21 protein-coding genes and 1 pseudogene are annotated in these 26,786 nt (G+C 58.9%); 10 read left to right on the forward strand and 12 right to left on the reverse strand.

All coding sequences use genetic code 11. The features are described from left to right. Positions 1-101: 101 nt before the first annotated feature. Positions 102-803 carry a TonB-dependent receptor gene (locus D3878_RS08780; protein WP_119785125.1) on the reverse strand — a complete coding sequence of 234 codons (702 nt, stop codon included), beginning with the start codon at positions 801-803 and terminating at the stop codon, positions 102-104. A gap of 53 nt (positions 804-856) precedes the next feature. On the opposite strand from D3878_RS08780, the gene D3878_RS08785 reads away from it, so the two are divergent. Next, positions 857-1,912 carry an IS630 family transposase gene (locus tag D3878_RS08785; protein WP_119785054.1) on the forward strand — a complete coding sequence of 352 codons (1,056 nt, stop codon included), beginning with the start codon at positions 857-859 and terminating at the stop codon, positions 1,910-1,912. Here D3878_RS08785 and D3878_RS08790 read toward each other — a convergent pair. From D3878_RS08790 to hemP, 3 genes are all read right to left on the reverse strand, one after another. Continuing rightward, on the reverse strand, positions 1,892-3,319 hold the full coding sequence (locus tag D3878_RS08790) for a TonB-dependent receptor (protein ID WP_119785127.1): 1,428 nt from the start codon (positions 3,317-3,319) through the stop codon (positions 1,892-1,894). The two genes, D3878_RS08785 and D3878_RS08790, sit on opposite strands and share 21 nt — an antisense overlap. A 182-nt stretch (positions 3,320-3,501) precedes the next feature. Next, the gene (locus D3878_RS08795) at positions 3,502-3,846 is read right to left on the reverse strand and encodes a hypothetical protein (RefSeq protein ID WP_119785128.1); all 345 of its coding nucleotides are present in this window, start codon (positions 3,844-3,846) and stop codon (positions 3,502-3,504) included. A gap of 122 nt (positions 3,847-3,968) precedes the next feature. Beyond that, positions 3,969-4,169: a hemin uptake protein HemP gene (gene hemP, locus D3878_RS08800; protein ID WP_119785130.1), complete on the reverse strand. Its 201-nt coding sequence runs from the start codon at positions 4,167-4,169 to the stop codon at positions 3,969-3,971. Between the two features lie 590 nt (positions 4,170-4,759). Between hemP and D3878_RS08805 the strand changes: the two genes are divergently transcribed. The 6 genes from D3878_RS08805 to D3878_RS08830 are packed head-to-tail and all read left to right on the forward strand — an operon-like array spanning position 4,760 to position 12,883. Then, positions 4,760-5,968 (forward strand): ATP-grasp domain-containing protein, encoded by a 1,209-nt coding sequence (locus tag D3878_RS08805; RefSeq protein ID WP_119785132.1) that lies wholly within the window; start codon positions 4,760-4,762, stop codon positions 5,966-5,968. Next, the gene (locus D3878_RS08810; protein WP_199688121.1) at positions 5,965-7,806 is read left to right on the forward strand and encodes an IucA/IucC family protein; all 1,842 of its coding nucleotides are present in this window, start codon (positions 5,965-5,967) and stop codon (positions 7,804-7,806) included. The genes D3878_RS08805 and D3878_RS08810 overlap by 4 nt, the downstream gene beginning before the upstream one ends. An 8-nt stretch (positions 7,807-7,814) precedes the next feature. Beyond that, positions 7,815-8,996: an MFS transporter gene (locus D3878_RS08815; RefSeq protein ID WP_119785135.1), complete on the forward strand. Its 1,182-nt coding sequence runs from the start codon at positions 7,815-7,817 to the stop codon at positions 8,994-8,996. Positions 8,997-9,007: 11 nt separating this feature from the next. Next, positions 9,008-10,861, forward strand: coding sequence for an IucA/IucC family protein (locus D3878_RS08820; protein WP_119785136.1), 1,854 nt, complete (start codon positions 9,008-9,010; stop codon positions 10,859-10,861). Next, on the forward strand, positions 10,852-12,090 hold the full coding sequence (locus tag D3878_RS08825; protein ID WP_119785137.1) for a type III PLP-dependent enzyme: 1,239 nt from the start codon (positions 10,852-10,854) through the stop codon (positions 12,088-12,090). The genes D3878_RS08820 and D3878_RS08825 overlap by 10 nt, the downstream gene beginning before the upstream one ends. Next, positions 12,068-12,883, forward strand: coding sequence for an HpcH/HpaI aldolase family protein (locus D3878_RS08830; protein WP_119785138.1), 816 nt, complete (start codon positions 12,068-12,070; stop codon positions 12,881-12,883). Before D3878_RS08825 ends, D3878_RS08830 begins: the two co-directional genes overlap by 23 nt. 320 nt (positions 12,884-13,203) lie before the next feature. Here the strand turns inward: D3878_RS08830 and D3878_RS08835 are convergent. The 8 genes and pseudogenes from D3878_RS08835 to D3878_RS08870 all read right to left on the reverse strand — a co-directional run. Continuing rightward, positions 13,204-13,548, reverse strand: a pseudogene (locus D3878_RS08835) (aminotransferase class I/II-fold pyridoxal phosphate-dependent enzyme); the annotation flags it as partial. Between the two features lie 19 nt (positions 13,549-13,567). After that, positions 13,568-14,632 carry a polyamine ABC transporter substrate-binding protein gene (locus D3878_RS08840; RefSeq protein WP_233556278.1) on the reverse strand — a complete coding sequence of 355 codons (1,065 nt, stop codon included), beginning with the start codon at positions 14,630-14,632 and terminating at the stop codon, positions 13,568-13,570. A 4-nt stretch (positions 14,633-14,636) separates the two neighbouring features. Further along, positions 14,637-15,446, reverse strand: coding sequence for an ABC transporter permease (locus tag D3878_RS08845; RefSeq protein WP_119785142.1), 810 nt, complete (start codon positions 15,444-15,446; stop codon positions 14,637-14,639). Continuing rightward, complete coding sequence (locus D3878_RS08850) at positions 15,446-16,318, reverse strand: ABC transporter permease (protein ID WP_233556279.1); 873 nt, start codon at positions 16,316-16,318, stop codon at positions 15,446-15,448. Before D3878_RS08850 ends, D3878_RS08845 begins: the two co-directional genes overlap by 1 nt. Beyond that, entirely contained in the window at positions 16,311-17,396 is a 1,086-nt protein-coding gene (locus D3878_RS08855) for an ABC transporter ATP-binding protein (RefSeq protein WP_119785143.1), read from the reverse strand. The genes D3878_RS08850 and D3878_RS08855 overlap by 8 nt, the downstream gene beginning before the upstream one ends. A gap of 145 nt (positions 17,397-17,541) precedes the next feature. Continuing rightward, positions 17,542-18,735: an aminotransferase-like domain-containing protein gene (locus tag D3878_RS08860; RefSeq protein ID WP_119785145.1), complete on the reverse strand. Its 1,194-nt coding sequence runs from the start codon at positions 18,733-18,735 to the stop codon at positions 17,542-17,544. 69 nt (positions 18,736-18,804) lie between these two features. Beyond that, positions 18,805-19,263, reverse strand: a complete 459-nt coding sequence (locus tag D3878_RS08865; protein ID WP_119787791.1) for a RidA family protein — start codon at positions 19,261-19,263, stop codon at positions 18,805-18,807. Positions 19,264-19,360: 97 nt separating this feature from the next. Continuing rightward, entirely contained in the window at positions 19,361-19,945 is a 585-nt protein-coding gene (locus tag D3878_RS08870) for a LysE family translocator (protein ID WP_119785147.1), read from the reverse strand. 105 nt (positions 19,946-20,050) lie between these two features. Between D3878_RS08870 and D3878_RS08875 the strand changes: the two genes are divergently transcribed. The 3 genes from D3878_RS08875 (at position 20,051) to D3878_RS08885 (ending at position 26,595) form a co-directional block, all read left to right on the forward strand. Then, complete coding sequence (locus D3878_RS08875) at positions 20,051-21,514, forward strand: aminotransferase-like domain-containing protein (RefSeq protein ID WP_119785148.1); 1,464 nt, start codon at positions 20,051-20,053, stop codon at positions 21,512-21,514. A 90-nt stretch (positions 21,515-21,604) separates the two neighbouring features. Beyond that, positions 21,605-23,518 carry a molecular chaperone HtpG gene (gene htpG / locus D3878_RS08880; RefSeq protein WP_119785149.1) on the forward strand — a complete coding sequence of 638 codons (1,914 nt, stop codon included), beginning with the start codon at positions 21,605-21,607 and terminating at the stop codon, positions 23,516-23,518. Positions 23,519-23,673: 155 nt separating this feature from the next. Next, positions 23,674-26,595 (forward strand): sensor domain-containing protein, encoded by a 2,922-nt coding sequence (locus D3878_RS08885; RefSeq protein ID WP_158592219.1) that lies wholly within the window; start codon positions 23,674-23,676, stop codon positions 26,593-26,595. The last annotated feature ends 191 nt before the right edge of the window (positions 26,596-26,786 follow it).

Raw genomic sequence — 26,786 nt, forward strand, 5'->3', positions numbered from 1 at the left:
GCTCACATCTGCGTGGGCCGACTTTGGTGAAGACGCAAGGATGTATCCATGACGACATGGTGCAGCGGATAATGCGCACCATGCCGTTTTCGTCAACTCTGCTAGAACTTGACGCGCGCCGTTAACTGGGCATTACGGGGAGCGCCGGGCAGATTCAGATTCGGCGAGGTACCGTGCCCGGATACGATGTATTTGCGATCCAGTAGGTTATTGAGATTCAACTGGAGTTCAAACTTTTGAGCCTGATATCCCAGCATGGCATCGATGGTCGTATAGCCAGGCAGCGTGACGGTATTGCCGGGGTTCGCAAAGCGATCGGCGACATAGTTCACGCCGGCGCCGGCGCGATAACCATTCGCAAAGGTTTTGGTCAGCCAAAGGTTCGCGCTATGCCTGGGCGTAAGTGACGGCTGCTTGCTCTGCAACGGTTGTCCCGCATCTCTTGCAATCGATTCCGTTATCTTTGCGTCGAGATAAGCGTAGCCTGACCAAATCTTCCAGCCGCCTGTCAAGTCTCCGGCAAGAGTCAGTTCGAGGCCGTCGGTGCGTTGCACGCCGATTGGGATCAGCCGGTTCGTCGCAGGGTCGATCGATTTGATATTGCGTCGTTCAATCCGGAACAGCGATGCCGTTGAAGATACTTGTCCATTGAAGAAATCCAGCTTGGCGCCGATTTCGTGATTGGTCGTTTCTTCCGGCGCGATTTGCTCATTGTTTGCCGCCAATGGAAACGCTTCGGCCGACGGCTGAAATGACTTGCTGTAGGAGGCGTAATAAGACTGGTTCGACGACGGCTGATACACTAGTGGACTGTAACATTTAAAAACGAAGTATACTCATGCTCATGGAGGGCATGATGATACTCACCAAAAGCGAACGCATGGAGCTCCAACAACAGGTCAGTGCGAGGAATGGACGGGCAGATACTGCACGTCGCGCCCGGCTGATTTTGCTGCTGGCCGATGGCCATACCTGGGCCGATATCCGCGCCAAGCTCGATTGCAGCGACAGCTTCATTGATCTCTGGAGCAAGCGTTTTTCCGCAGACCGGCTTGCCGGACTGTTTTCGCGCCATGCCGGGCGGGAACGCTACAAGGTCACCGACCGCATCGAGGCACGCGTCCTGGCCCGAACCACGAAACACAAACCGGCCGATGGTTCGACGCACTGGTCGACACGCAAGCTGGCTGCCGAACTGGGCGGGGGGATTTCGCACATGGCGGTCGCGCGCATTTGGGCCAAGCATGGCATCAAGCCGCATCGCCTCGAGGGCTATCTCGCCTCCAACGATCCCGACTTTGAAACCAAGGCCGCCGATGTGATTGGCCTCTACATGAATCCGCCCCAGCACGCGGCCGTGTTTTGCGTGGACGAAAAAACTGCAATCCAGGCGCTGGATCGGAAAGACCCAGTGCTGCCGCTGTCGCCCGGACGCGCCGAACGCCATGGATTCGAATACTACCGGCACGGCACGCTGTCGTTGTATGCCGCCTTCAACACCAGGACTGGCGAGGTGCTGGGCAAGACCGCTGCGCGACACACCTCGGCTGAGTTCGTGGCCTTCCTCACAGACATCGTCGCCAATCAACCCAAGGGCAAAGAAATCCACGTCATCGCCGACAATCTCTCCGCGCACAAAACCAAGCTCGTCGCGGCATTTCTGGAGGCGCATCCCACGGTGCATATGCATTTCACTCCTACGTATTCATCCTGGCTGAATCAGGTCGAACTGTGGTTTGCAAAAATCGAACGCGACGTCATTGCGCGGGGCGTTTTCACATCGCTGACTGATCTCAAGAGAAAACTCATGCGTTACATCCGTCACTACAACACCCAGCCAAAGCCAGTGAAGTGGAAGTACTTCGATCCAAGCAAGCGAATCACTCCCGAATCAATTGTTACAGTCCACTAGTCCGATGCGAGGGCTCCATTCCTTGTCGCTGCGCGACAGATTCCGTTGCCCTGCTCTTCTCTCCTTCGTCTCCTGTTCGAAGCGGTCGTAGCGGACACCGGCCAGCGCCTTCCATCGATCCGATAGCGTTACCAGGTCCTGCACATACGCACTGCTGGTTTTCATGATGCCCAGATTGTCGACAAACGGCGCGGCCGTGGCGTTCAGTGCCACCACGGGCAGAACAGGATTGAAGAGCGAGACAGTTCCGGCATTGGCGCGCCGGCGGAACTGGTCTTTATCCTGCCTGCCGATTTCGATGCCATACAAAATCTGGTGCTCCATGCCGGCCAACTCAGCTTTCTGCGTCAGTTCGGTCTGATTGAAATAACCATCTTCTTCGCGTCGCGTATTGTTGTGCAGCAGTGTGGCGCTGCGGGCGGCTTCATTGACCGAATTGACAAAGGTGTCATTCCGGTTCAGCTTGTAATCATAGTGGCGGAAGGCATTGCGCACCGATAGCTGGTTGCTGAAACGATGGTTCAGCGTAAACCCAACTGCGGTCATTCTCGCTTCGGAGGTATCCACCTCAGCCGCATTGGCGGCGCCATAATAGGTGCTGGTGGGCACGTCGACAGGCTTTCCGCGGTAGGCCGGAACGCCGAAGTCCGTTACACGGCGATCCGACAGGTACTCCGCCTGGAGCAAAAGGTTCGTGTCGGATCCCAGCTTGAGCAACAGGGACGGCGCCAGAGCTTCGCGATTGAGGAATTGCTTGTCCCGGTAACTGTCCGCGCGCTCGATGGCGCCGGTAACCCGGAATGCTACGCCGTTTTCGCTGAAATTGCGTGCCAGGTCGATTTCGCCGCGACGCTGATTCCAGCTTCCCACCTGGGCCGTGACTTCACTCTTGTCGATGCCGGGTTTCTTGGTGATGCGGTTGATCAGGCCACCCGAAGAACCGCGACCGTATAGGACAGATGCCGGCCCCTTGATAACTTCTACTTGTTCGATGTTCGAAAGATCGCGAAAATACATTGCATCATCGCGTACCCCGTCGATAAACTGATCGCCGATCGCGTTAAAACCACGGATCGTTACCTCATCGCGCTGACCATCGCCATGCGACATGCCGATTCCCGGCACGGATTTCAGCACATCCTGCATGGACGTTGCCCGCTGGTCACGTAGCAGCTGTTGCGGCACCACATTGACAGTCTGTGGAATATCGCGCAACGGTGCTTCAATTTTGGTTGCGGTGATCGCGGTCGGTGCGTTGTAGGTTGGCGCCAGCTCGCGCGTGCCACTTACCTTGACTTCGGGCAGGCCCGTTTCAGCTTGCGTTGCGCTCTGTGCAAACGCAGCGCTGGATAATTGTTGAACAGCCAGCGCGACTAGCAGTGCCAGTCGTGGTTCTTTGAATGCCATGATGCTCCATTTATATATATAAATTCGCTGGCTGGCTATTGCGTCAAAAAGACCTTGGCTGGCTGTCGAATACCAATGAAAAATTTAATTAGTTATCAATCGCATAGGTTAACGTGAAATTGTACAACGACAATTCGCCAGAGGCTGAATATATGTTGCGTGTCAGCCATGCGCTTGTTCCGTTAAGTTTGTGCATGGACTGCACACTCACTTGACCGCGCACTTGCGACGAGTCGCAAAAGGGGATTGCGCCTATCCGGCTGAGGCATCGCCCGCTCAACAACGGTGGCCCATTGTTCCGACAATTGCTGGCAGGTGGCGCGCAATACCGGCGCCAGTTCAGGCAACTCGGCGAGCGCCTTCATATGGCGCTCGATGACAGACGCCAGCTTGATGCAAGTGCCGCTCTCGCTGGTGTTTGCGGTGTAATGCGACATCAGGTGTAAAGCTGCGGAAATGAGTAGTTCGGGCTGAGAAGGTGTGCAATTTGGTTCAAGAAACGCAGGATTGATTCCATCGATGGCCATGCAAAGCTCCTTTTGTTCGGTCAGATGGGGGCTGGCTACCGCGAAGAGCACGATGCGGCGGTTGGCTGGCGAGATTTCGACGGACTTGTTATGCCGTCTTGGACTGCATACTTTTGGTCAATCTAGGCTGTCAGGATCAGCTTGTTGAGTTGCGTGAGGCGCAACCGGGAAATCCGGCCTTCATGATCAATTTCCACTTCTTTTGTTTGCTGAAAAAAATCCTTGCTTTTGATGCGTTTCGCTGTGTCTTTCACCGGAGCAGGAAGGGATGTAGCCGTTTCGCAATTTTTTGCTGCAGCCTTGTTTCTTTCAGGTTGATGCATTTTTGCCCCACTATATGAATGAGAATCATTATCGTTTATTGGATTTTTGCTGATCTGATCGACTATTGCAAGAAATTTTTAGGTGCAGGCAGGGGCGTCCACCATTCATTTGAAATTTGTTGCGAATGATTCTCATTTCGGATATTATCTGCCACATGCTGGTTACGTAGCGACTTTTGCGTACCCAGCGTACGGTCGTATAGACGTAACCGTCATCCCGCAACAGCCAGCCACCAAATCCCGTTCTCCGGGAAAGGCAGCCCGCTTCATGTCGTATGCGGCTTCCAATCAGGAGAATTCAATGAAAATCCGTAGCTGCCGGACAGAATGTATCGCCGTCCCGTTAACCATCGCATCTTGCGTAACTTCCGATCCGGGCTCCACTTGTATCGAGTGCGCCGGCCCGGATTCGACCTGCCGCCAGGTACGATCGTCGTCCGGTTAGCAGATCTCGCCTGACAAATATCCCACTTGACGGTCGCGCATGCCGCGCCCGTTCTTGACAACGCATTCCGCTTGCCTACCGGAGCTCAAGCTTCATCGGGTGCGGCCATACCTTTGACATTGCAAACCGATTTTCAAGGAGAATCATGAAAGAACTTATCATTCTGGCCCACGTGCCTACCGATGCCATCAATGCTGGCTTTATCCCGGCGGCGCAGCGCCTCGGCTTGTCGGTCGTATTGTTGACTGATCATGCAGAAGCCCATCAGCAGCATTTCGGTCAAGCTCGATTGGCAACTTATCCTGACGAGATCATTGCCTGTGACGTGTTCAATCCGCTGGCGGTCATCGGCGCGCTCACCTGCCGCTCGCAAGCGCCGGCGGCAATTTTCTCCAATAGCGACCACCTGCAAGCCAGCACGGCTATCGTGGCGGATTATTTCGGCTTGCCCCGCAAGGACTGGCATGTCGCCTATCGTGCCAAAAACAAGGCGGAAATGCGCGCCAGCTTGCAAAACCGCGGGCTGGATATGCTGTGGCATGCCGTAGTCTGTGACAAGGCGGGACTGGCGCAAGCAACGAAGGGGATGCCGTTTCCATGCATCGTCAAGCCGCGCGAAGGCGTCGCCAGCCAGCAGGTTACGCTGAGCCATGAACGCGCCGAACTGGAGGCGCAATGCGAAGCCGTCTGGTCCGAGCAACCGGGACTGCCGCTACTGCTGGAAGAATATATCGAAGGCCCGCTTTATACGCTGGAAACGCTGGGCGACGGCAAACGACTTCACGTGCTCGGCGGCTTTCAGGTGAAGCTGTCGCCGCCGCCGTACTTCGTCGAACTGGAGGCGAAATGGGGGACAGGCTTGACCGCCGCGCAGGAAGCACAAGTGGTCGACATAATCCGCCGCTTCGGCGTCGGTTTCGGCGCATGCCATACCGAATTCGTGATGACGGACAAAGGGCCGCGCCTGATCGAAATCAATTACCGCAATATTGGCGATTACCGCGAATTTCTGCTGCAGGATACGCTCGCCATTCCCTTGTTTGAAATCGTGCTGCGGCTCTACCTGGGCGAGCCAATGCCGCAGCTCGAACTTGCGCAAAATGCCGCGTTGATCCGCTACTTCACCGCGCCGTCGGCGGGGTGCCTGACCGAGGCGCCGGGTGCGTTCGTCAATCAAACAGATGGACAACTGTTCTCTTATAAGCCGCTACGCTCGATCGGCGAATTCATAAGCCTGACAAATTCAAACAAGGATTACCTAGGCGTGCTGCGCGCCACCGGGCCCGACGCGCAGCGCCTCGGTGCGGAGGTGGAGCGGATCGGCCGGTCCCTGGCATGGAGGATCGCCGCATGAATGCGATTACGCTTGAAACAGCGCCGGACCAGGAAGTCCAATTGGTGCACGCAGAACATGCGCAATATATTCGCCGGCGCGTGCTGGATGCGCTGTTGCGCGAAGACGTGCGCGCGTGCGTGAGCCAGGCTGAACTGGTGTCGCCTGCCGCCTCGCCAGCCGGCTTGCCCAAGCTTGAATCCAGCGCTTGCGCCTGGCTCAAGGTGTCGCACTTCGGTAACGGCGTGCTCTGGATCCCGGTGAACGAGGCTACGTTCATGCAAGACTGGCGCGGCGCCGACTTGCCGCTGCTGTGGCAGGAAGGTGGGCAGGTCAAGGAGTTGTATGCGGTGGCGGATATCATTGCCTGCTTCGCGCATGGTCTGGACGCAGGCGCAGCGTCGCTGTTCAACGCCTTCATCGAGGAATGCGAGGTTGCGCTGTCGCACCGCGCGATGAGCGAAGCCGAGCGCGAACGCTGGTTTTCGGAATTGCGGACGGCCGGGCCGGTTAGCGAGCCATCGGCGTGGCATGGCCGCCTGCAGTACTACGACAGGCTCGGCGCATTCCTTGACCATCCGTTGTATCCGACCGCGCGCGCCAAGCTCGGCTTTGACGAAGCAGCGCTCGCCACGTACGGACCTGAATTCCAGCGCAGCTTCCAGTTGCGCTGGCTGGCCGTGCCGCTTGCGTTGTACCATCCCAGCATCGCCGGCGAGCAGGGCTGGCCATCGCTGTGGCCGGGTTTCGAAGACGTCGGCCTGCCGGCCGCGATGGCGCAAACACATGCGCTGGTTCCGGTGCACCCTTTCGTCTGGGAGCGCCAGCTTGACGCTTTCCTGCGCGAGCATGGATTGGCGGAGCAGGTAACCCATGCGCCACGGGCTTGTCTCACGGTGGCGCCGACGTTGTCGGTGCGCACCGTGGTATTGCTGGACGCACCCGAGTGGCATCTGAAACTGCCGCTGACGATACGTACACTCGGGGCGAAGAACATTCGCACCATCAAGCCGAGTACGATCCTCGACGGCCACAGCATCCAGAGCACGCTTGGCGCGATTGCCGCACGCGAGCCATCGATCGCCGGACGGTTATTGCTGACGGAAGAACAATGCGGTGCGCATGTCGACAACCGCATGTTCCTCGGCTATATCCTGCGGCGTTATCCAGTGGAGGCGTTGTGCGACAGTACTTTGATTCCCGTGGCGTCGCTGATGGCACAGGCACCGTCCGGCAAGCTGGCGATGGAGGACATAGCGGCCCGCTACTATGGCAGCGACGTCGAGAAGTTCTTCAACGATTATCTGGACCTGACGCTGCGCCTGCACCTGCTGCTCTGGCTGCGTTACGGCATCGCGCTGGAATCCAATCAGCAAAACTCGGTCGTCGTCGTCAGCCACAGCGAGCCGCGGTTGCGCCTCCTGCTCAAGGACAACGACGCGGCGCGCATCCATTTAGATGATCTCAGGCAGCGCTGGCCGAATCTGGCGTCGCATCTCGCGGAATTGCAAGATCAGCGCCTGGCAGTAACCGAGCCGCTGCCGCTGGCGCAGATGTTTACGACAATCACGCTGCAGTTGAATATTGCAGTCCTGGTCGAGCGCATCGCATCCATCCTCGGCCGGTCGACCGCAACGCTGTATGCCGGTGTCCGGCGGCGGATCGAATCCGTGCTGGCAGAACTGGCCGGCGCGGGCGAGAACACCGCACTGGCGCGCCGCGTGCTGCTTGAAGACGATCGTCTGTATATCAAGTATCTGCTGATCGCTGCCACCCTGGCGGAAAAGAGCGAGACCGGCGCCGCCGACGTCAACAAGTTTTATGGCCGCAGTGCGCCCAACTTCCTGAGGCCGGCATGAAGACACACATGAAAACTGACAGACGCCGCCTCATCATCGGCACCATCATGGCCGGTCACTTCATCGCGGCATTCGTCGCGCTGGGCATGCCGCCGTTTTTTGCGCTTATCCTTGAAAAGGCCTTGCATAGCGACGCAGTGTATTTGGCCGGATGGCTTTACGTGGTGCCGTCTTTCTGTACCGCGATCAGCAGCCCGTGGTGGGGCAAGCTGGCGGACAGGTTCGGCAAGAAGCCGCTGTTGCTGCGCGCGCAACTGGGACTGGCGGGCAGCTTCCTGCTGGCCGGCTTTGCGCCCAACACCTGGGTGTTTTTCGTCGCATTGCTGCTGCAAGGTCTGCTCGGTGGCACGTTCTCCGCGTCCAACGCCTACCTGGCAACCGTCGTCAATGGCGCGGAATTAACCCGCAGCCTGACTTTGATGCAGTGGTCGGCCCGCGCCGCACTGGTGGTCGCACCGACCGGCCTGGGCATGCTGATGATGACGGTCGAATCGCCCCTGAGTTTGTACCGCTATCTGGCGCTACTGCCCTTGTGCGCGGCCGCGCTCATTTGGCGGCTGCCGACTCAGCAGACGCAGAATGCGGGCAAAGCGCCGCCACCGGCATCAGACAAGATCGTCGAGGCGACGCCGCGACAGATCTACGCCTTGCAGTTCGCATTCGTCTTCGCCACCGTGATGACATTTCCCTACTTTGTGCCGTTCATCCAATCGTCCGGCGCTGCGATGTCGCCGGCGCTTGCCGGCGTCCTGTTCGGCCTGCCGCATTTAATGTATTTGCTCTGCGCGGTACCGCTCAGCCGCCATCTCGGAAAAGACAGCCTGGTCCGTTCGCTGGCGCTGTCGTTTCTGGCGCTCGCCGTATCGCTTCTGGGACAGGCATTGGCGCCGTCGCTGCCCGTGATAACGGCCTGGCGCGTCGTGATGGGACTGGCGATGACAGCCGGGTTTATCGGCCTGCACGCCTTGATCGCCGCCATCGTCCATGGCGGCAATGCCGGCACGACGTTCGGCTGGTTCGAAAGCAGTTCCAAGTGGGGCGCGGTGGCCGCCGGTCTCACTGCCGGCGTGGCCGTGCAGGCCGTCGATGTGCGCGCACCGTTTTTCATTGGCGCACTAGCCATGTTTGTGGCGGGCGGATATCTCGCAGGGTTGACGTTTCATCGCCTGCGCCTCAGTAATTATCAATGACAGGAGAAATCATGCAAGCAAATAATCTGGCCTATGCCATCGATCCCGCGTTGCTGGCGCGGCAGGAAGCGCGCCGGCGTTCGATGGAAACGCTGCTGAATTGTTATTGCCGCGAGGTGGCGGAGCCGCAGGGTCAATTGCATGTCGGACCGCTCTTCGGCCAGTCCGACTGGCCGCAGTCGGTGCAGATGGCGTTGCGCAACAGCGGAAGCAACACTGGCGGCAGCGTCATGCACATTCGATTACCGCTGAGCGGAGCGCGACTGCTGACGGTGGTTGAACAGGCTTCCGTCACCGGCAATTACCGTTACCGATCGCCATTCTATTGTAAAGCGCCGGCCAAGCCGTGGGACTTGCTTGATTGGGAAGGATTGGCGGGAATGCTATTGCGCGAATTGTCGTTGCAAACCGACACGCCGAGGAACGACGAGTTGATGCAGCAGATCCGCGACAGCGTGAACGTCACCGCGGCGGTGCTGCAATCGTCGCGCCCGGGGCCTTTCGCAGCGGATCCCTTGCAGGCATTCATCGAGTCCGAGCAGTCGCTGGTATTCGGCCATCCATTCCATCCGGCGCCGAAAAGTCGTCAGGGGGTTTCCTACGACGACATGCTGCGCTACTCGCCGGAAATAGGGGCAAAGTTCCCGCTGCATTATTTCGCGGTGCGCCGCGAGTACCTGCTGCAGCAATCGGTACTTGACACGCCCTGCGACCAGATTATTGCCGAGCAGGCGCCTGACGGCCTCGCCGTCGACGACGACTATGCGCTGATCCCGACGCATCCATGGCAGGCGCGTTACTTACTGGAGCATGCCAGCGTTGCGCAGGCAATCCGCACCGACCGCATCCGCGATCTCGGTCCGCAAGGGAAAGCGTATTATCCAACCTCGTCGATCCGCACGCTGTTTCACCCGGAGAATCCATATTTCTATAAAGGTTCGCTGAACATCCGCATCACCAACTGCGTACGCAAGAATGCCGTGTACGAACTGGAAGGCGCGCTGCAGGTCACGCGAATCATGCGCGAACTGATGCCCGTGTTGCAGCAGCAGTTTCCCGGGGTCCGCGTGCTGGAAGAGCCGGCTTTCATCTCGGTGGACCTGATGCAGAACGACGAGCAACTCGACAGGGAAGTGACAGAGGGCTTCGGCATGATCCTGCGTCGCAGCTTCAACGAGGTGCTGCATCCCGGCGTCACTCCCTTGCTGGCCGGCGCGTTGTTCGGCAACCATCTCCACGGCGAACAGCGCATGCGCGAATTGCTGGCGCAGATGGGGCAGCGCCGCTCCTTGCCGCCTGAAGAAGCGGCGGAACAATGGTTTTCGCGCTATGTCGCAGAGGTCATGTACCCGGTGCTGCATTGTTATTTTGCGCATGGCGTGATTTTCGAGCCGCATCTGCAAAACGTGGTGATTGGCGTGGCTAGCGGCGAGCCGCGCCAGGTATTCCTGCGCGACTTCGAAGGCGTCAAGCTGGTCAGCGAACGTTTTAGCGAACAGCAGTTGCAGCATGTCACTCCGCGCACCCGCGCAGCACTCTGGTACAGCAATGAATTGGGCTGGAATCGCATCGCCTACTGCCTGTTTGTAAATAACTTCTGCGAAGCGATCAGCCAGATCGGTGCGGGTAGTCCGCGCTTGCAGCATCGCTTATGGTCGGTGGTGCGGCACCATCTGCATAATTATCAAACCCAGCACGGCGATGCGCATTCGATGCTGCGCATCAAGGCTTTGCTGGATGGCGAACCATTCCCCGGCAAGTCGAATTTGTTGAACCGTTTTTTCAAGCGCGCTGACCGGGCGACGACCTACCTGCCGGTCGCCAACCCGCTGGGGATGATTGCGGAGGACAAGGCATGGAACTGAGGCTGGCCAAGGTTTTCGCAAGCATTCGCGCGGCACAAATCGCTGCCGGCGAACCCTTGTGCGCGTATGTCTACGACCTGGAAGGATTACGCCGGCACGCGGCCCATGTGGCCGGTTCCTTGCCGGCAGGATGCGAATTGTTCTATGCCATCAAGGCCAATTCCGATTTGCCGATTCTGCAAACGCTGGCGCCGCTGGTGCACGGCTTTGAAGTGTCGTCTGGCGGCGAATTGGCATGGGTGCGCGAGAATTTTGCCGATGTGCCGGTGATTTTCAGTGGGCCGGGGAAGCTCGATAGCGAACTCGATGCAGCGGTCGGGCTAGGCGTCGATTGCCTGCATGTCGAAAGCCTGAATGAATTGCAGCGCCTGGCCGCAATTGTCAAGCCCTGGAGCAAGACGCAGGGCGTGCTGTTGCGAATCAATCTGGCGCTCGACAAGCTCGTCGAAACCAGCTTGATGATGGGTGGGAAGCCGACACCCTTCGGCATTCCGGCACAGCAATTGCCGGAATGCCTGGCATGGTTGCGCGACCATCCGGAGATCCGGTTGTGCGGCTTTCATTTCCATTTGCTGTCGCACCAGCTCGATGCGCAAGCGCATTTGCAACTGTTGGACGCCTATCTGAACCAGGCACTGCAATGGTGCGAGCAATACCGGCTAGCCATTGAACAGATCAATGTCGGTGGCGGCATCGGCGTCAATTACCGGCAGCCGGACCGGCAGTTCGATTGGAAAACTTTCAGCGGTGGCTTGCCAGCATTGATGGAAAAGAGCGGCTTGTCCGGAGTCAGAATGCGCTTCGAACTGGGGCGCTATATCACTGCGGCATGCGGTTACTACGCGATGCAGATTATCGACATCAAGCGCAGCTACGGCAAAACTTTTGTGGTCGGACGAGGCGGCTCGCACCACTTCCGCACTCCCTATGCGCAGGGCCACAGCCATCCCTTCCATGTGCTGCCGGTCGATGCATGGCCTTATGCGTTTCCCCGTCCAGAAGCATCGAATGAACGGATCAGCGTGGTGGGGCAGCTTTGCACGCCGAAAGACCTGCTGGCGTCCGATGCGCCTGTTGAGTCTGTGCGCTGCAACGATCTGGTGGTGTTTCCCTATGCCGGCGCGTACGCATGGCATATTTCGCACCACGATTTCCTGCGGCATCCGCACCCGATTCAATGGTATTTGCCGGTAGAGGATGACGCACATGCTGCAAATGAACAAGCTTAAGCGCGCGCTCGCCGACGGCAAGACGGTATTCGGATTGCTCAATTCGATTCCATCGCCCCTGATGGTGGAAATGATCGGCTATGCGGGCTACGATTTCGTGATCCTGGACATGGAGCATGTCTGCGTCAACCCCGAGACACTGGAAAACATGGTGCGGGCAGCCGAGTGCGCAGGCATGACCGCCCTGGTCCGTGTGCCGAATGCAGCACCAGAAACCATCTTGCGCGCACTGGACTGCGGCGCGCTCGGAATCGTCGTGCCCCATGTGCGCAGTCGTGCCGATGCCGAACAAGCGGTCGCGGCCAGCCGCTATCATCCGCTGGGCAGCCGCGGCATCAGCGGCGGACGCACCACCGGTTTCGGCGCGATTGACTTGCCGACGTATTTTAACCGGGCAAATGCCGAGATCATTGTGGTGGCAATGATCGAAGACAGGGAGGGAGTCGACAACCTGGATGCAATCCTGTCGGTCGCTGGCATCGACATGGTGCTGGAAGGGGCGATCGACTTATCCCAGTCATATGGCGTGCCGGGGCAAGCGCAACATCCTGACGTGCAAGCCGCCATCGACAAGATTGCCACCGCGTGCGACCAGCACGCGGTCAAATTCTGTGCGATTCCGCGCGCTGCGGATCAGTTGGCCCGCTGGAAGGCGCGCGACGTACAAGCGTATTTGCTGGGGGATGATCGCGGCGTCAGCTTCCGGGCGCTCAAGGCGCATGCAAGTGGAATGCGAAGCGCTGGTGATGCGTCAGATGCCGTTGCGAAGGACAAGAAGGTAATGTCTGGCTAAGGCATGCACCAATCTTTTATGTAAGCAAGCGGCCGTCGCTTCCAATGCATCCATGCTCTGCTGCGGCGTTTGGGGATACTGACCCGCCAATGCGCGTCGGCTGAGGATGCGTGGCATCGATTCGACCATGTTTTGCCACGATCCGCTCAGCGGCGGGCACAAAGGCGTCACGCCATGCGCAATCAAGCACAACACCAGAGCCGGCGGCAGGTCTGCCGGCAGCGTGATCGGTTTGGTCAGTCCCTGCTGCAGGCAATACCGCATTGGCCGCGGTCGTAACGCCTTGCATGATCTGGCCAGGCATATTGCGCAATTACGATCTAAAGTTTCGCCTTGATCAGCTTGCCCAGCTTCGCCACGCCTTCGCGGATCTTTTCCGGCGGCACCGTCACGAAGCTTAGGCGCAAGGTATTGTGCTGCGGGTCGTTGGCATAGAACGGCGCGCTTGGCACAAAGGCCACCAGTTCGGCGACTGCCTCATCAAGCAGCTTCATGCTGTCGATATGCTCGGGCGGGCGAACCCAGATGAACATGCCGCCTTCCGGGCGGGTCCAGCGGGTACCGGTCGGGAAGAATTCCTCCAGCGCCGACAGCATTACCTGGCACTGGTCCGCATACAGCTTGCGGATCGTCGGGATGTGCCCATCCAGGAAACCGTCCTTGATCTGCCTCTCCAGAGCCGGTTCATTTCACCTTGATTTCGGTCCACATGCGGCCAAGAATGCGCCGTTCGCGCGGTTCCATATCGCGAATCATTTCCAGCCGCTGCAGCATTGCCGCATCGGGAAAGATGTTCGGATCGCTTGCGATGTCGTGCCGAATGAAACGTGCGGCGTCGCGATTCGGATTCCCCGCGCCTATCATGTTGGCAAGGCTCGCAGAATTCTCGCCCTCCAGCATGAAATCGATGAAGCGATGCGCGAGGGCGCCCTGGCGGCCGCCGCGATGCAACACCATGTTGTCGACCGCCAGAACCGCGCCTTCCCGTGGGGTGAAATAGCCGATCGCAAAGGGGCGCCGCGCTGCGCGCGCATCCTCGCGCGCGCGGAACATGTCGTTCGAATAGCCGTGCGCAACCCAGATATTGCCGATGGCCAGGTCCTTGATGTAAGTGCTGTTGGAGAATGCCGCCCAATAAGGCTTGGCCCGCAGGATCAATTGCTTCGCCTGTTCCCACTTGCGCATGTCGCGATCCTGGATGGAGTAGCCGAGATACTTCATCGCCGCCCCCATTAACTCCCTTTGGCTGTTCAGGACAGTCACCTTGCCCTTGAGTTTCTGCAAGTACCTTGGCTCGAAAATCAGCGCCCAGGAATCGGTGGGCAATCCCAGTTGGCGCAACTTGTCGACGTTGTAGCCGATCAGCGTGACCGAATAGGCATAAGGCACTGAATACCGATTGCCCGGGTCATACCAGAGATTGAGGAACGCCGGCTTGATATTGGCGAGATGCCCAAGGGCCTCCTTGTCCAGTGGCAGCAAGGCATGCTGGCGGATCAGCGTTTCAACCGCATTACCGGTCGGCACCAGGATATCGTAACCGGTGGCACCGGCCTCGAGCTTGGCCAGCATTTCCTCATTATCGGAATAGTAATCCTGCTTGACCCGGCAAGCGCAGCGCGCTTCGAAGCGCCGCAGCGTCTCATCGGCAATGTAGTTATTCCAATTGTAGAGATAGAGCGTGTCCCTGGCGTTCGCAACGGCGCATGCAAGCATCATCAGCAGCAGGCATAGAAATCGCATGGTCATGGCGTCAGGCCCTCTTCCGCCCGGTGGATTTATGCGCGTGTAACCTGCCGTGCAAGACCTCCGGCGAGATGCGCGATGCTGCCACGATCATGGTCAACGTCACCGTCATCAGCAGGGTGGATACCGCGTTGACCTCCGGCGTGACGGCAACCTTGATCATGGAATAGATTTGCAACGGCAAGGTCTTGACGCCGACACCGGCATTGAAAAAAGTAATGACAAAATCGTCTATCGACAGGGTGAATGCGATCAGAAAACCGGCAACGACTGCCGGCAGGATCAGCGGCAGCGTCACATGACGGAACGTCTTCCACGGGTTGGCGCCCAAATCGCGCGCCGCCTCGAAGACATTCTTGTCCATGCCGATCAGGCGCGAATGCACGATGATGGCAACCGCGCCCAGCGAAAATGTAATATGGGAGACGAGTATCGACCAGAATCCCAGAGTCAGGTCCAGCATTTGTCGAAAAAACAGCAGCAGCGATACGCCAAGCAGGATTTCCGGCATGGCGACCGGCGCCAGCACCAGGACGGGCAGCACGCGGAACCTGTACTTGTGCATGGCGATGCCGGCCATGGTGCCGAGCAGCGTGGATAGCGTGCTGGAAATCGACGCAATGACCAGCGAGTTGCGGGCAGCGGCAAGCATGTCGGCGTCGCGCAATAGCGTGGCATACCAGCGCGTCGTGAATCCCATCCATTGCGCATTCAATTCCGAATCATTAAAAGAAAATAGCACGACAATCGCGAGCGGAATGTACAGGAGCGCATACCCGGCCATGGCCGCGCACCATAGCGCAAGTCCGGCGCGCATCAACGCTCCCCGCCGCGGCGCACGAAGCGCGCAGAGAGCGTGGCCACGGCAAGAAAAACCAGTGTCAGGATGAGCGACAGGGCCGCGCCAAAAGGCCAATCGCGACTCTCAAGAAACTGCTCCTTGATCAGATTGCCGATCAGGATGTCGCCGGTGCCTCCCAGGAGTTCTGGAATGGCAAATATGCCGAGCACCGGAATGAATACCAGGGCGCTGCCGGAGAAAATTCCGGGCAGCGACATGGGAAAAGTCACCTTCCAGAATCTCTGCCAGGGATGCGCGCCCAGATCGCGTGCCGCGTCGAGCAGCAAGGGATCATGTTTCTCCAGGTTGGTATAAAGCGGCAGTATCATGAATGGCAGGTGGACGTAGACCATGCCGGCAATAACTGCAAAGGGCGTATAGAGCAAGTCGAACGGCCCCAGGATAATGATCCAGGCGTAGATGCGGATCAAAAAATTGCTGGAGAAAGGAAGGATCACCAGAATCACCATGACGTCGCGCTGCCGCAGCGGCCGGCGCGCTATCCATAACGCCAGCGGATACGCCAGCGCCAGGCAAATCAGCGTCGTCGCCAATGACACCAGCAGCGATTTGACGAGGATTTCGGCGAAGATCACGTCGCTGAAAAAGAAGCGGTAGCTTTCCAGGGTCAAGCCCGCGTCGCCTGCCACGCCTGCGACTTTCCGCAGCGGGGCGAGGCCGCCGAATTCGCCGGGGAAGCGGAATGACGCCACCACCATAATAATGGACGGCAAGACGAGAAAAACGATCAGAAACGCATAGGGTGGCGCTGCCGTCACCCATTTGGCGATGCGCTCGACGCGGGGCAGCCGCCGCTGGTTTTCGCGAAGGGGATGCGGCTCAGTCACGCAAAAACCTCCCCACGTCAGCCGGCCAGGCCAGCTCGACCGGCTCGCCTTCCTCGAAGAAATGCACCCGCCCGGGCAATGAATTGGCCAGCAGCGCCTCGATGCGCACGCCGCCTTGCAGCTCGACGATATACGTCGTTACGTCGCCGACATACAAAAAATCACAGACCTTGCCAGAAACGCGGTTCGGCAAATCGGCAAAGGCGCCCGGGCGGCCGATGCGCAATTGTTCGGGCCGCAGCGCAAGCCAGCCCTGCTGGCCAAAGCGCGCTCCTGTTGTTGCGGGCGCTGTCACCATGCCGAGCAGCGGTGTGGAGAGCGACAACCGGGGACCATCGATCGCCTGGACCGTCGCCTCGACGATGGTGCAATGGCCGATGAAATCGGCCACGAACTTGTTCCTGGGGAAACCGTAGATACGTGCCGGATCGTCCAGCTGTTCGATCCGGCCATGGTCCATCACGCCGATGCGGTGCGACATGGCCAGCGCCTCGTCTTGCGCATGGGTGACAAAGACGAATGTGATACCGAGATCGCGTTGCAGGCGGATGAGTTCGACTTGCATCAACTCGCGCAGCTTGGCATCCAGCGCCGCCAGTGGCTCATCCAGCAAAAGAACGCGCGGCAGATCGGCGATGGCACGCGCCAGCGCCACGCGTTGCCGCTGGCCGCCCGACAGCTCATGCGGGAAGTGCCGGGCTTTGTCCGACAACGCCACGTGCCGCAAGACTTCTGTCACGCGCGCACGCGTCGCACGCGCCGATTTCCCCTTCATTTGCAAAGGAAACGCGACATTCTTTTCCACCGTCAGGTGGGGAAACAGGGCATAACTCTGGAATACGGTGTGTATGGGCCGCTGTTCCGGCGCTGTAGCGAGAATGCTTGCGCCGTCGAGCAGTATGTCGCCATCGTCCGGCGCGTCGAAGCCGGCGATCATGCGCAACAACGTGGTTTTGCCGCAGCCGGACGGGCCTACCAGCGAAAAGAATTCCCCTGCGTCAATGCCGAAGCTCACATGGTCGATGACCCGCAGATTGCCAAAGCGACGGGAGACATTGCGGATTTCAAGCAAGGGCATATGGCAGGGGTATCCGGCAGCACTTCATCATGATGATGAACGAGTCTATGGATACGCCCGCGTGTTGCATTTGATGCAGGTCAAAGCGGACAACGCTACCCCTGTGGACAACCATGCCGCTTGCGCACGGTTATCGCAATACGATTTACAGCTTCGCTGCGATCAGCTTGGCCAGCTTGGCCACACCTTCGCGGATTTTCTCCGGCGGCACCGTCACGAAGCTCAGGCGCAAGGTATTGTGCTGCGGGTCGTTGGCATAGAACGGCGCACCTGGCACAAAGGCCACCAGTTCGGCGACTGCCTCATCGAGCAGCTTCATGCTGTCGATATGCTCGGGCAGGCGAACCCAGATGAACATGCCGCCTTCCGGACGGGTCCAGCGGGTACCGGCCGGGAAGAATTCCTCCAGCGCCGACAGCATTACCTGGCACTGGTCCGCATACAGCTTGCGGATCGTCGGGATGTGCCCATCCAGGAAACCGTCCTTGACCGCCTCGTACACCACCATCTGCGTGATCTGTGCGGTGTGCAGGTCGGCCGCCTGCTTGGCTTGCTCGAGCTTGCGGATCAGCGGCTGCGGCCCGACCAGGTAGCCCAGGCGGATGCCCGGGGTCAGCACCTTGGAGAAGGAACCCATGTGGATGACGCCTTCCGGGTTCATGCCCAGCAGCTTGGGCAAGGGCTCGCCACGGTAGCACAGCGCGCCGTAGGGATCGTCCTCGATCAGCGGCACGCGCAGGCGCGCGCAGGCTTCCACCAGGGCGTGGCGACGCTCCACCGACAGCGTGCGGCCGGTCGGATTCTGGAAATTCGGCAGCGCATACAGCAGGCGCGCGCCCTGGCCGATCTCGGCGATCGACTCCGGCAGCAGGCCGCCGTCGTCGGTCGGCAGCGATTCGAATTGCGGACCATACACCGAGAATGCCTGCAGGGCGCCAAGGTAGCTGGGGGTTTCCACCAGTACCTTGCTGCCCTCGTCGATCAGCACCTTGCCCAGCAAATCCAGGGCCTGCTGCGAGCCGGACACCATCAGCACCTGTTCCGGCACGATGCGTGCGCCTTCCTTCGACAGCGAAGCGGCGACCCATTCGCGCAGCGGCGCGTAACCGTCGGAGGGGCCATACTGCAAGGCCACCTTGCCCTGCGTCGTCAGCACCTTGTCATAGGCGGCGCGCAAGTGATCGACCGGGAAGGTTTCAGGGGAAGGCAGACCGCCAGCGAAGGAAATGATTTCCGGACGCATCGTGACTTTCAGGATTTCACGGATGGCGGAACTTTCCAGTTTTTGCGCGCGGCGGGAAAAACGCCATTCGATGGGCGCGTGCTTATCGATATTCATGCAATTCTCTACAGTAAATGGACGCGACAATCGCCGCGCCCGGAAGTGCGGGTTTCAGAAAACCTCGCTTCAGGCGACTTCGGCGATCAACTCGATTTCGACGCAGGCACCCATGGGAATTTGCGCCACGCCGAAGGCGGAGCGGGCATGCTTGCCGGCTTCGCCGAAGACTTCGCCGAACAGTTCGGAGGCGCCATTGGTCACCAGGTGCTGCTCGGTGTATTCGCCGGTGGAATTCACCAGGCTCATGACCTTGACGATGTGCTTGACGCGGTTCAGGTCGCCGCCGCAGGCTGCCTGCAGGGTCGCCATCAGGTCGATGGCGACGGCGCGCGCAGCTTGCTTGCCTTCTTCGGTTGTCATGTTCTTGCCCAATTGGCCCACCCAGGGTTTGCCGTCTTTTTTGGCGATATGGCCGGATAAAAACAGCGTATCGCCCGTCTGCGCATACATCACGTAGGCGGCAGCCGGCGCCGAGACTGCCGGCAATTCGATGCTGAGGGCGTTGAGTTTTTCGTAATAAGACAAGATCCGCTCCGAAAATGGCGCCGGCGGAAAGCAACCGGCAAAATCAGTCAAAGGGTCGATTTTACTCCCAACCGTGCCGCCCGCGTACCGTTGCCTGTTACATCCACAGTGAAAATGCAGCATATACCGTCAGCAGCGCCATCACTGCGCCACAGGTTTTTTGCCATGCCGGACGCGCCAGCTGACGGCGCAGGGCGGCGCCAGCGCCAGCCCAGACGCTGATGCAGCAAAAATTCACCACGCAAAAGACCAGGCACAGCATGCCGATGCCGCCCGGGGCCGTCTGCGGCAGGAAGGCCGCCACGCCGCCCACCGCCATCACCCAGGCCTTGGGATTGACGAACTGGAAACCGGCGGCGCCGCCAAAAGACAGCGGACGTGGCGGCGCGTGCACCGAGTCGCAAAACCGCATGCGCCGCAATTGCCAGGCAAGATGCAGCAGGTAAGCCGAGCCGGCCGCTTTCAATGCCAGGTATATGGCCGGCATTGCCAGCACCAGGCCGCCAACGCCGGTACCGCACAACAGCAGCATCGCACCGAATCCGGCGGTCACGCCAAACATGTGCGGCACCGTGCGGCCAAAGCCGAACAGGATGCCGGACGACGTCAGCATGATGTTGTTCGGTCCCGGCGTGATCGATGAAACGAAGGCAAACAGGACCATAGATAGAAGGGCTTCCATGACTTCTCCAGAATCAGTGGTAATGGTGACAAGCCATCCTATTCGACAAAACCGGTACAGTACCGGTACAATTTTCCAGATAATTCCTGACACTGTGCCGGTAGCATGACCAATACAGCCATTCCTCGCCAGCCGCACCCCGTTTCGCTGGCGACAGACCAGCCGCTGATTTCGCGCGATTCCAGCCTCTCGCTGGTTGAGCAGATCGTGCGTGCGCTGGCCGCCAGGATCGATGACCGGCTGCTGCGCAGCGGCGCGCGCATGCCGTCGATTCGCCAGTTCGCCGATCAGCACGGAGTATCGCGCTTCACGGTGATCGAGGCATATGACCGGCTGGTAGCCGGCGGCCACCTCGAATCGCGCCGCGGCTCCGGGTTTTACGTGCGCGAGCGCGCGCCACATCTGAGCGCGGCGGCGCCAGACGCCGACGCGGTGAACAGCCAATTGGATGTGGTTTGGCTGGCGCGCAACATGTTCCGGCAACTGCCGCCGCAAAAAATGCCGGGGTCCGGCCTGTTGCCCGCCGATTGGCTGGATGCCGAACTGGTCGGCAACGGCTTGCGCGCCGTCAGCCGGCAAAACCCCACCCTGCTGCTGCAATACGGCAGCCCGCAGGGATTTCTGCCGCTGCGCCAGCAACTGCAGCTGAAACTGGCCGAACTGGAAATCCAGACAACACCGGAGCAGATCGTCACCACTTCGGGCGTCACGCAAGCGCTCGACCTGGTCGCGCGCCAATTCCTGCGTCCCGGCGACACCGTATTCGTCGACGATCCCGCATGGTTTCTGATGTTCGGCTCGTTCGCCGCCCTCGGCGCCAGGGTAATCGGCATCCCGCGCACGGCAGATGGCCCGGACGTGGCCAAACTGGCGGAGCTGGCGGCATTGCACCGGCCGAAGCTGTTTGTGATCAATTCAGTTCTGCACAATCCGACTTCGGGATCGCTCTCCTCGGCCAAGGCATTCCAGATCCTGAAAATCGCCGAACAGTACGATTTTCATATTGCGGAAGACGACATTTACTGCGACCTGCATCCCGGCAGCGCCATCCAGCCCGCCACCCGCATCGCCGCGCTCGACCAGTTGCATCGCGTGATTTACCTGGGCGGCTTTTCCAAGACGCTGGCCGCGAACCTGCGGGTGGGTTTCATCGCCGCCTCCCCGGCGCTGGCCCAGACGCTGGCCGATCGCAAGATACTGTCATCGCTGACCAGCACTGAAATCGGCGAACGGGTGATCTACAAGGTTTTGTCGGAGGGCCACTATCGCAAGCACGCCGAGCGCCTGCGCGGCAAGCTCGACCGCGCGCGCGAACGCACCCTGCGGCAACTGGAACGCATCGGCCTGGATGTCGCCGGAAGCCCGGCCGCCGGCATGTTCGTGTGGGTCGACACCGGGCGCGACACCAACCGCCTGACCGAGCGCGCCATGGCCGAAGGCTGGCTGTTGGCACCGGGCAGCCTGTTTTCTCCGCACCAACTGGCTTCACCCCGGATGCGCCTGAATATCGCCGCCATGGCCGACCCCGGCATCTGGCGCTTCCTGGAAGAGGCGCTTGCGCAGTCTTGAAATTCCTCATTCCATCCCCATTTTGCCCAAAAATCACACGATCACATGTATTCGTTTTTAACCCACCTTTAACTGAAATTTGAGGAAAAAATGGCCGTAGCCGAAAAACAAACCCTGGGTTTTCAAGCCGAAATCAAGCAGCTGCTGCAGCTGATGATCCATTCCATGTATTCGAACAAGGAAATTTTCCTGCGGGAACTAATTTCCAATGCCTCGGATGCCGCCGACAAGCTGCGCTTCGAAGCCATCCACAACGCCGCGCTACATGAAAACGACGCCGAGCTGAAAATCCGCGTCACCTTCGACCAGGCCGCGCGCACCATCACGATTTCGGATAACGGCATCGGCATGAGTCGCGACGAGGCCATCGAGCACCTGGGCACCATCGCCAGGTCCGGCACCAAGGAATTTTTCTCGAAATTGTCCGGCGACCAGCAAAAGGATGCGGCGCTGATCGGCCAGTTCGGCGTCGGCTTCTACTCCGCCTTCATCATCGCCGACAAGATCACGGTCGAATCCCGTCGCGCCGGCCTGCCCGCAGCCGAAGGCGTGCGCTGGGAATCGGCCGGCGAAGGCGACTTCAGCGTCGAGGCGATCGACAAGGCCGCCCGCGGCACCGACATCACCCTGCACCTGCGTGAAGGCGAGGATGAATTCCTCTCTTCCTGGAAGCTGAAATCCATCATCCGCCGCTATTCCGACCATATCTCGCTGCCGATCCAGATGCAGAAAGAAGAATGGGACGAGGAAAAAAAGGCGACGGTACTGAAGGACGAGCTGGAAACGGTCAACCAGGCCAGCGCTCTGTGGGCGCGCAGCAAGTCCGACATCACGCCGGAACAGTACGAGGAATTCTACAAGCACGTCTCGCACGACTTCCAGGCGCCGCTGGCCCATACCCACAACCGCGTCGAAGGCCGCAGCGAATATACGCAGCTGCTGTACATCCCGGCCCATGCGCCCTTCGACCTGTGGGACCGCAACAAGCGCGGCGGCATCAAGCTGTACGTCAAGCGCGTGTTCATCATGGACGATGCCGAGCAATTGATGCCGGTGTACCTGCGCTTCGTCAAGGGCGTGATCGATTCCGCTGACCTGCCGCTGAACGTCTCGCGCGAAATCCTGCAGGAGTCGCGCGACGTCAAGGTGATCCGTGAAGGCTCGACCAAGCGCATCCTGTCGATGCTGGAAGATATGGCCACTGCCGACGAGCAGGAACAACGCGACAAGTACGCCAGCTTCTGGACCGAGTTCGGCCAGGTGCTCAAAGAAGGCATCGGCGAGGACGCCGGCAACAAGGAACGCATCGCCAAGCTGCTGCGCTTCGCCTCCACCCACAATGAAAGCGATGTCCAGACCGTCTCCTTTGACGACTACATCGGCCGCATGAAGGAAGGCCAGGACAAGATTTACTATGCCACCGCCGAATCCCATGCGGCGGCAAAGAACAGCCCGCACCTGGAAATCTTCCGCAAGAAAGGCGTCGAAGTTCTGCTGCTGACCGACCGCGTCGACGAATGGATGCTGTCATTCCTGCAGGATTTCGACGGCAAGGAACTGGTGTCGGTGGCCAAGGGCGACCTCGATCTGGGCAAGCTGGAAGACGAAGCCGAGAAAAAGCAGCATGAGGAAACCGAGGCATCCTACAAAGACCTGGTCGACAAGATGAAAACGGCGCTGGCCGACAAGGCCAAGGAGGTGCGCGTGACCTTCCGCCTGACTGACTCGCCGGCTTGCCTGGTGGCCGACGAAAACGAATTGTCGGGCAATCTGGTGCGCATGCTGAAAGCCGCCGGCCAGAATGCGCCGGAATCCAAGCCCATCCTGGAAATCAACCCGGATCATCCGCTGGTGCAGCGCCTGAAATACGAGGATGCGCGCTTCGGCGACTGGTCGCATATTCTGTTCGACCAGGCCGCGCTGGCCGAAGGCGGCGCCCTGGCCGACCCGGCCGGGTTTGTGAAGCGTCTGAATGAAATGCTGCTGGCGATGGCAAGCAAATAAACGCCTGCCATTTGGCGTGCATCGGCAAGGCCCGGATGACAATCCGGGCTTTTTTTTGCCTGCTGGATTGGCACGCCGCCTCTAAAGAAACCATTGCCGCACCATCTTGTCAAATAATCACATTTTTTCATTTCTCTTGGCTTTCATCCGTTTTTATGCCGATTTTTCCGGATGCAGCCCAGAACGATTTGCTTTGCCAACTTGTTCTGGACAATGCCCTCGATGCGTTCATCGCCATTGATGACCGGGGCAATATTATTGAATGGAGCCGGCAAGCCGAAAAAATTTTTGGATGGAATCGCGAGGAAATGCTCGACAAGCCATTGAGCAATATGTTGATTCCTCCGCGCTACCAGGACGCTTATATGACAGCGATCCAGCGTTTTCTTGCTTTAAGTGAACAGCAAATTTCGGAATATCGCCCGGAGATCATTGCCTGCCGCCGGGATGGAAATGAAATTCCAGTTGAACTCAGTATGACATCAGTGCGGCACGCCAACCGCACGATCCTGTCGTGTTCTCTGCGGGATATTTCATTGCGCAAGAAGCTGGAACAGGAAGTCCAGCACCAGGCAAGCTTCACCAAGTCGATTCTTGAATGTATGCCGGACGCGGTTGCGGTGGCCGATGTTACAGGGCACCTCATCCTGATCAATCCCGCTGCCCAGCATTTACTGAACCTGCAGCCAATGGAGCAGCATCCGGAGCAAACCTACCACAACTACCAGTTGCTTCAAGCGGACGGCAAGACGGCCTATCCTGAAAGCCAGCTGCCGACGGTACGGGCGCTGCGCGGCGAACATGTTCAAGGAGCGCTGGCGTTAATCCGGCACGAGCATCTGGATGGCGATGCGTGGGTCAGCATCAATGCACGGCCGCTCATGGACGAGAACGGCAGGCTGGCCGGCGGCATCCTGGTTTTTCACGACATTACGAAGTTGCGCCAGCGCGAAAGCGAGCTGGCGCACCAGGCCCACGTCCTGCATGAACGCGTCAGCCTGCTGGAACTGTCGCATGATGCAATCATCACTTGCGACATGAATGATTCGATCACTTTCTGGAATCATCGTGCTGAACGTCTGTACGGCATCAGCCGCAAGGAAGCGAGCGGCCGAAATTGCCATGAATTGCTGCAGACGCAGTTTCCGATTCCAGTTTCCGAAATCAAGACGATCGTGCATGAACAGCGTCACTGGCAAGGCGAAGTGCGGCAACGGGCCAAAGACGGGCGGGAAATCATCGTCATCAGCCAATGGGCGCTTGAGCTACGGGACGGGGTTCCCTGGCGCTACCTGCAAACGCATACCGATATCACCCAGCAGGTCCATACCGAACGAGCATTGCGCGAATCCCGGGAGAATTGTCGCCTGCTGGTGGAAACCACGACCGATTTTGCAATCATCGTAACCGACCCTGAGGGCATCATCACCAACTGGAACCCCGGTGCCGAAAAAATACTGGGAATGCGTTCGCAGGAAGCGATCGGCCGTTCGCTCACGGAGCTATTTACCCCGGAAGACCGCAGCATGGGGCAACCCGAAAAAGAACTCGAAACCGCCCTGAAACTGGGGCGCGCCGAGGATGTCCGCTGGCATTTGCGCAAAGACGGCTCGCGGCTTTGGACCAACGGCGTTGTCACGCCGTTGCGAAACGAAGACGGCAGCCTGCGCGGCTTTGTCAAGATCATGCGTGATCAGACGGCAGCGCGACTGGCCGAAGAACAAACGCAATTCCTGGCGCTGCATGACATGCTGACAGGTTTGCCGAACCGCGTCCATTTCAGTAACCAGTTGCATAATGCAATCGCCCATTCCGGTCGCACGAAAATTCCGTTAGCCATATTGCTGCTCGATCTGGACCGTTTCAAATACGTCAATGACACCTTCGGTCACCACGTCGGCGACTTGCTGCTGAAGGAAGTCGCAGCCCGGATTCTCTCTTCAATACGCGAAACGGATACGGTTGCCCGTTTGGGCGGCGATGAATTCGTCGTGATCCAGTCGAATGCATCGCAGCCGGCGGCAGCCGTCACGCTCGCGAAGAAACTGATTCATGAGCTTGGACAGCCTTATCAACTGGAAGGCAACGAAATCATCAGCGGCACCAGCATCGGCATCAGTTCGTTCCCGCTGGATGCCGGAAATCCGGTCGAACTGTTCAAACACGCGGACCTTGCGCTGTATCAGGCGAAAAACGCCGGCAGGGGAAGCTATCAACACTATACCCCCGCGCTTTCCCAGGAAAAGGACTGGAAAAAAAACCGCGAGCAGGCATTACGCGAAGCCCTGGAACAGCAAAAATTCTCCTTGTACTATCAGCCGCAAGTCAACTTGTCCAGCTGGAGAATTTCCAGCGTGGAAGCCTTGCTGCGCTGGCAGGCCAGCGAGCTGGAAATGGTTTTACCCAACGACTTCATCGACATTGCCGAGGAGTCTGGATTGATCGTGAAAATCGGCGAGTGGGCGTTGCGGCAGGCATGCATGCAACTCAAGGCATGGCATGGAAAAGGCATGGAGGATTTGCGCATCTCGCTCAATTTCTCGGCACGGCAATTCAGCAACCCGGAATTCGTCAAGAACATACGCCCGATCCTGGATGAAACCGGAATTGCCCCCTCATGCCTGGAACTGGAGATCGCGGAATCGATGCTTGCCAGCCACCCGCAGATCAAGAAACGTCTGACCAGCCTGCGTAGCGAGGGCGTGCGGATCGCCATTGACAACTACGGCACCGGCACGACTGCCTTGATCGACCTGAAGGAATTCGAAGTCGATGGATTAAAGATCGACAAGGCATTCGTGCAACATCTGCCGCACCGCCGCAAGGATTGCGCGATTGCTTCGGCCATCATCAGTCTGGCCCATGACCTTGGCATTGACGTGTCGGCCGGCGGGGTCGAAACCGCCGAGCAGCTTGCCTTTCTGAAGGCCAGGGATTGCACCAGTGCGCAGGGTTTCATTTTCAGTCCGCCCATACCGGCAAAAAAATTCGAGGAGCTGATGCTAAGCGGCCATTGGTCCAGGATCAACCCCTTGCCTTTACTGGAAGGCGCAATGGTTTTCAAGGACCTGCATTGACCCTGCATTATTTGCGCTGCTGGCGCTGATACAAGGATGACATCAGCGAAATATCATCCAGGATCGGAATGATCGCAAACAGCAGCAACACGGTCGCCGGAATGAAAACCGCCACGAAGGCTGCCAGCGCACAAATTTCCGCCCGAGCGGACAGGTGCAGGAGGCAAATTCCGGCATGCGTGCCAGTCGCG

It is taken from the genome of Noviherbaspirillum sedimenti (assembly GCF_003590835.1).
Classification (GTDB): Bacteria; Pseudomonadota; Gammaproteobacteria; order Burkholderiales; family Burkholderiaceae_D; genus Paucimonas; species Paucimonas sedimenti.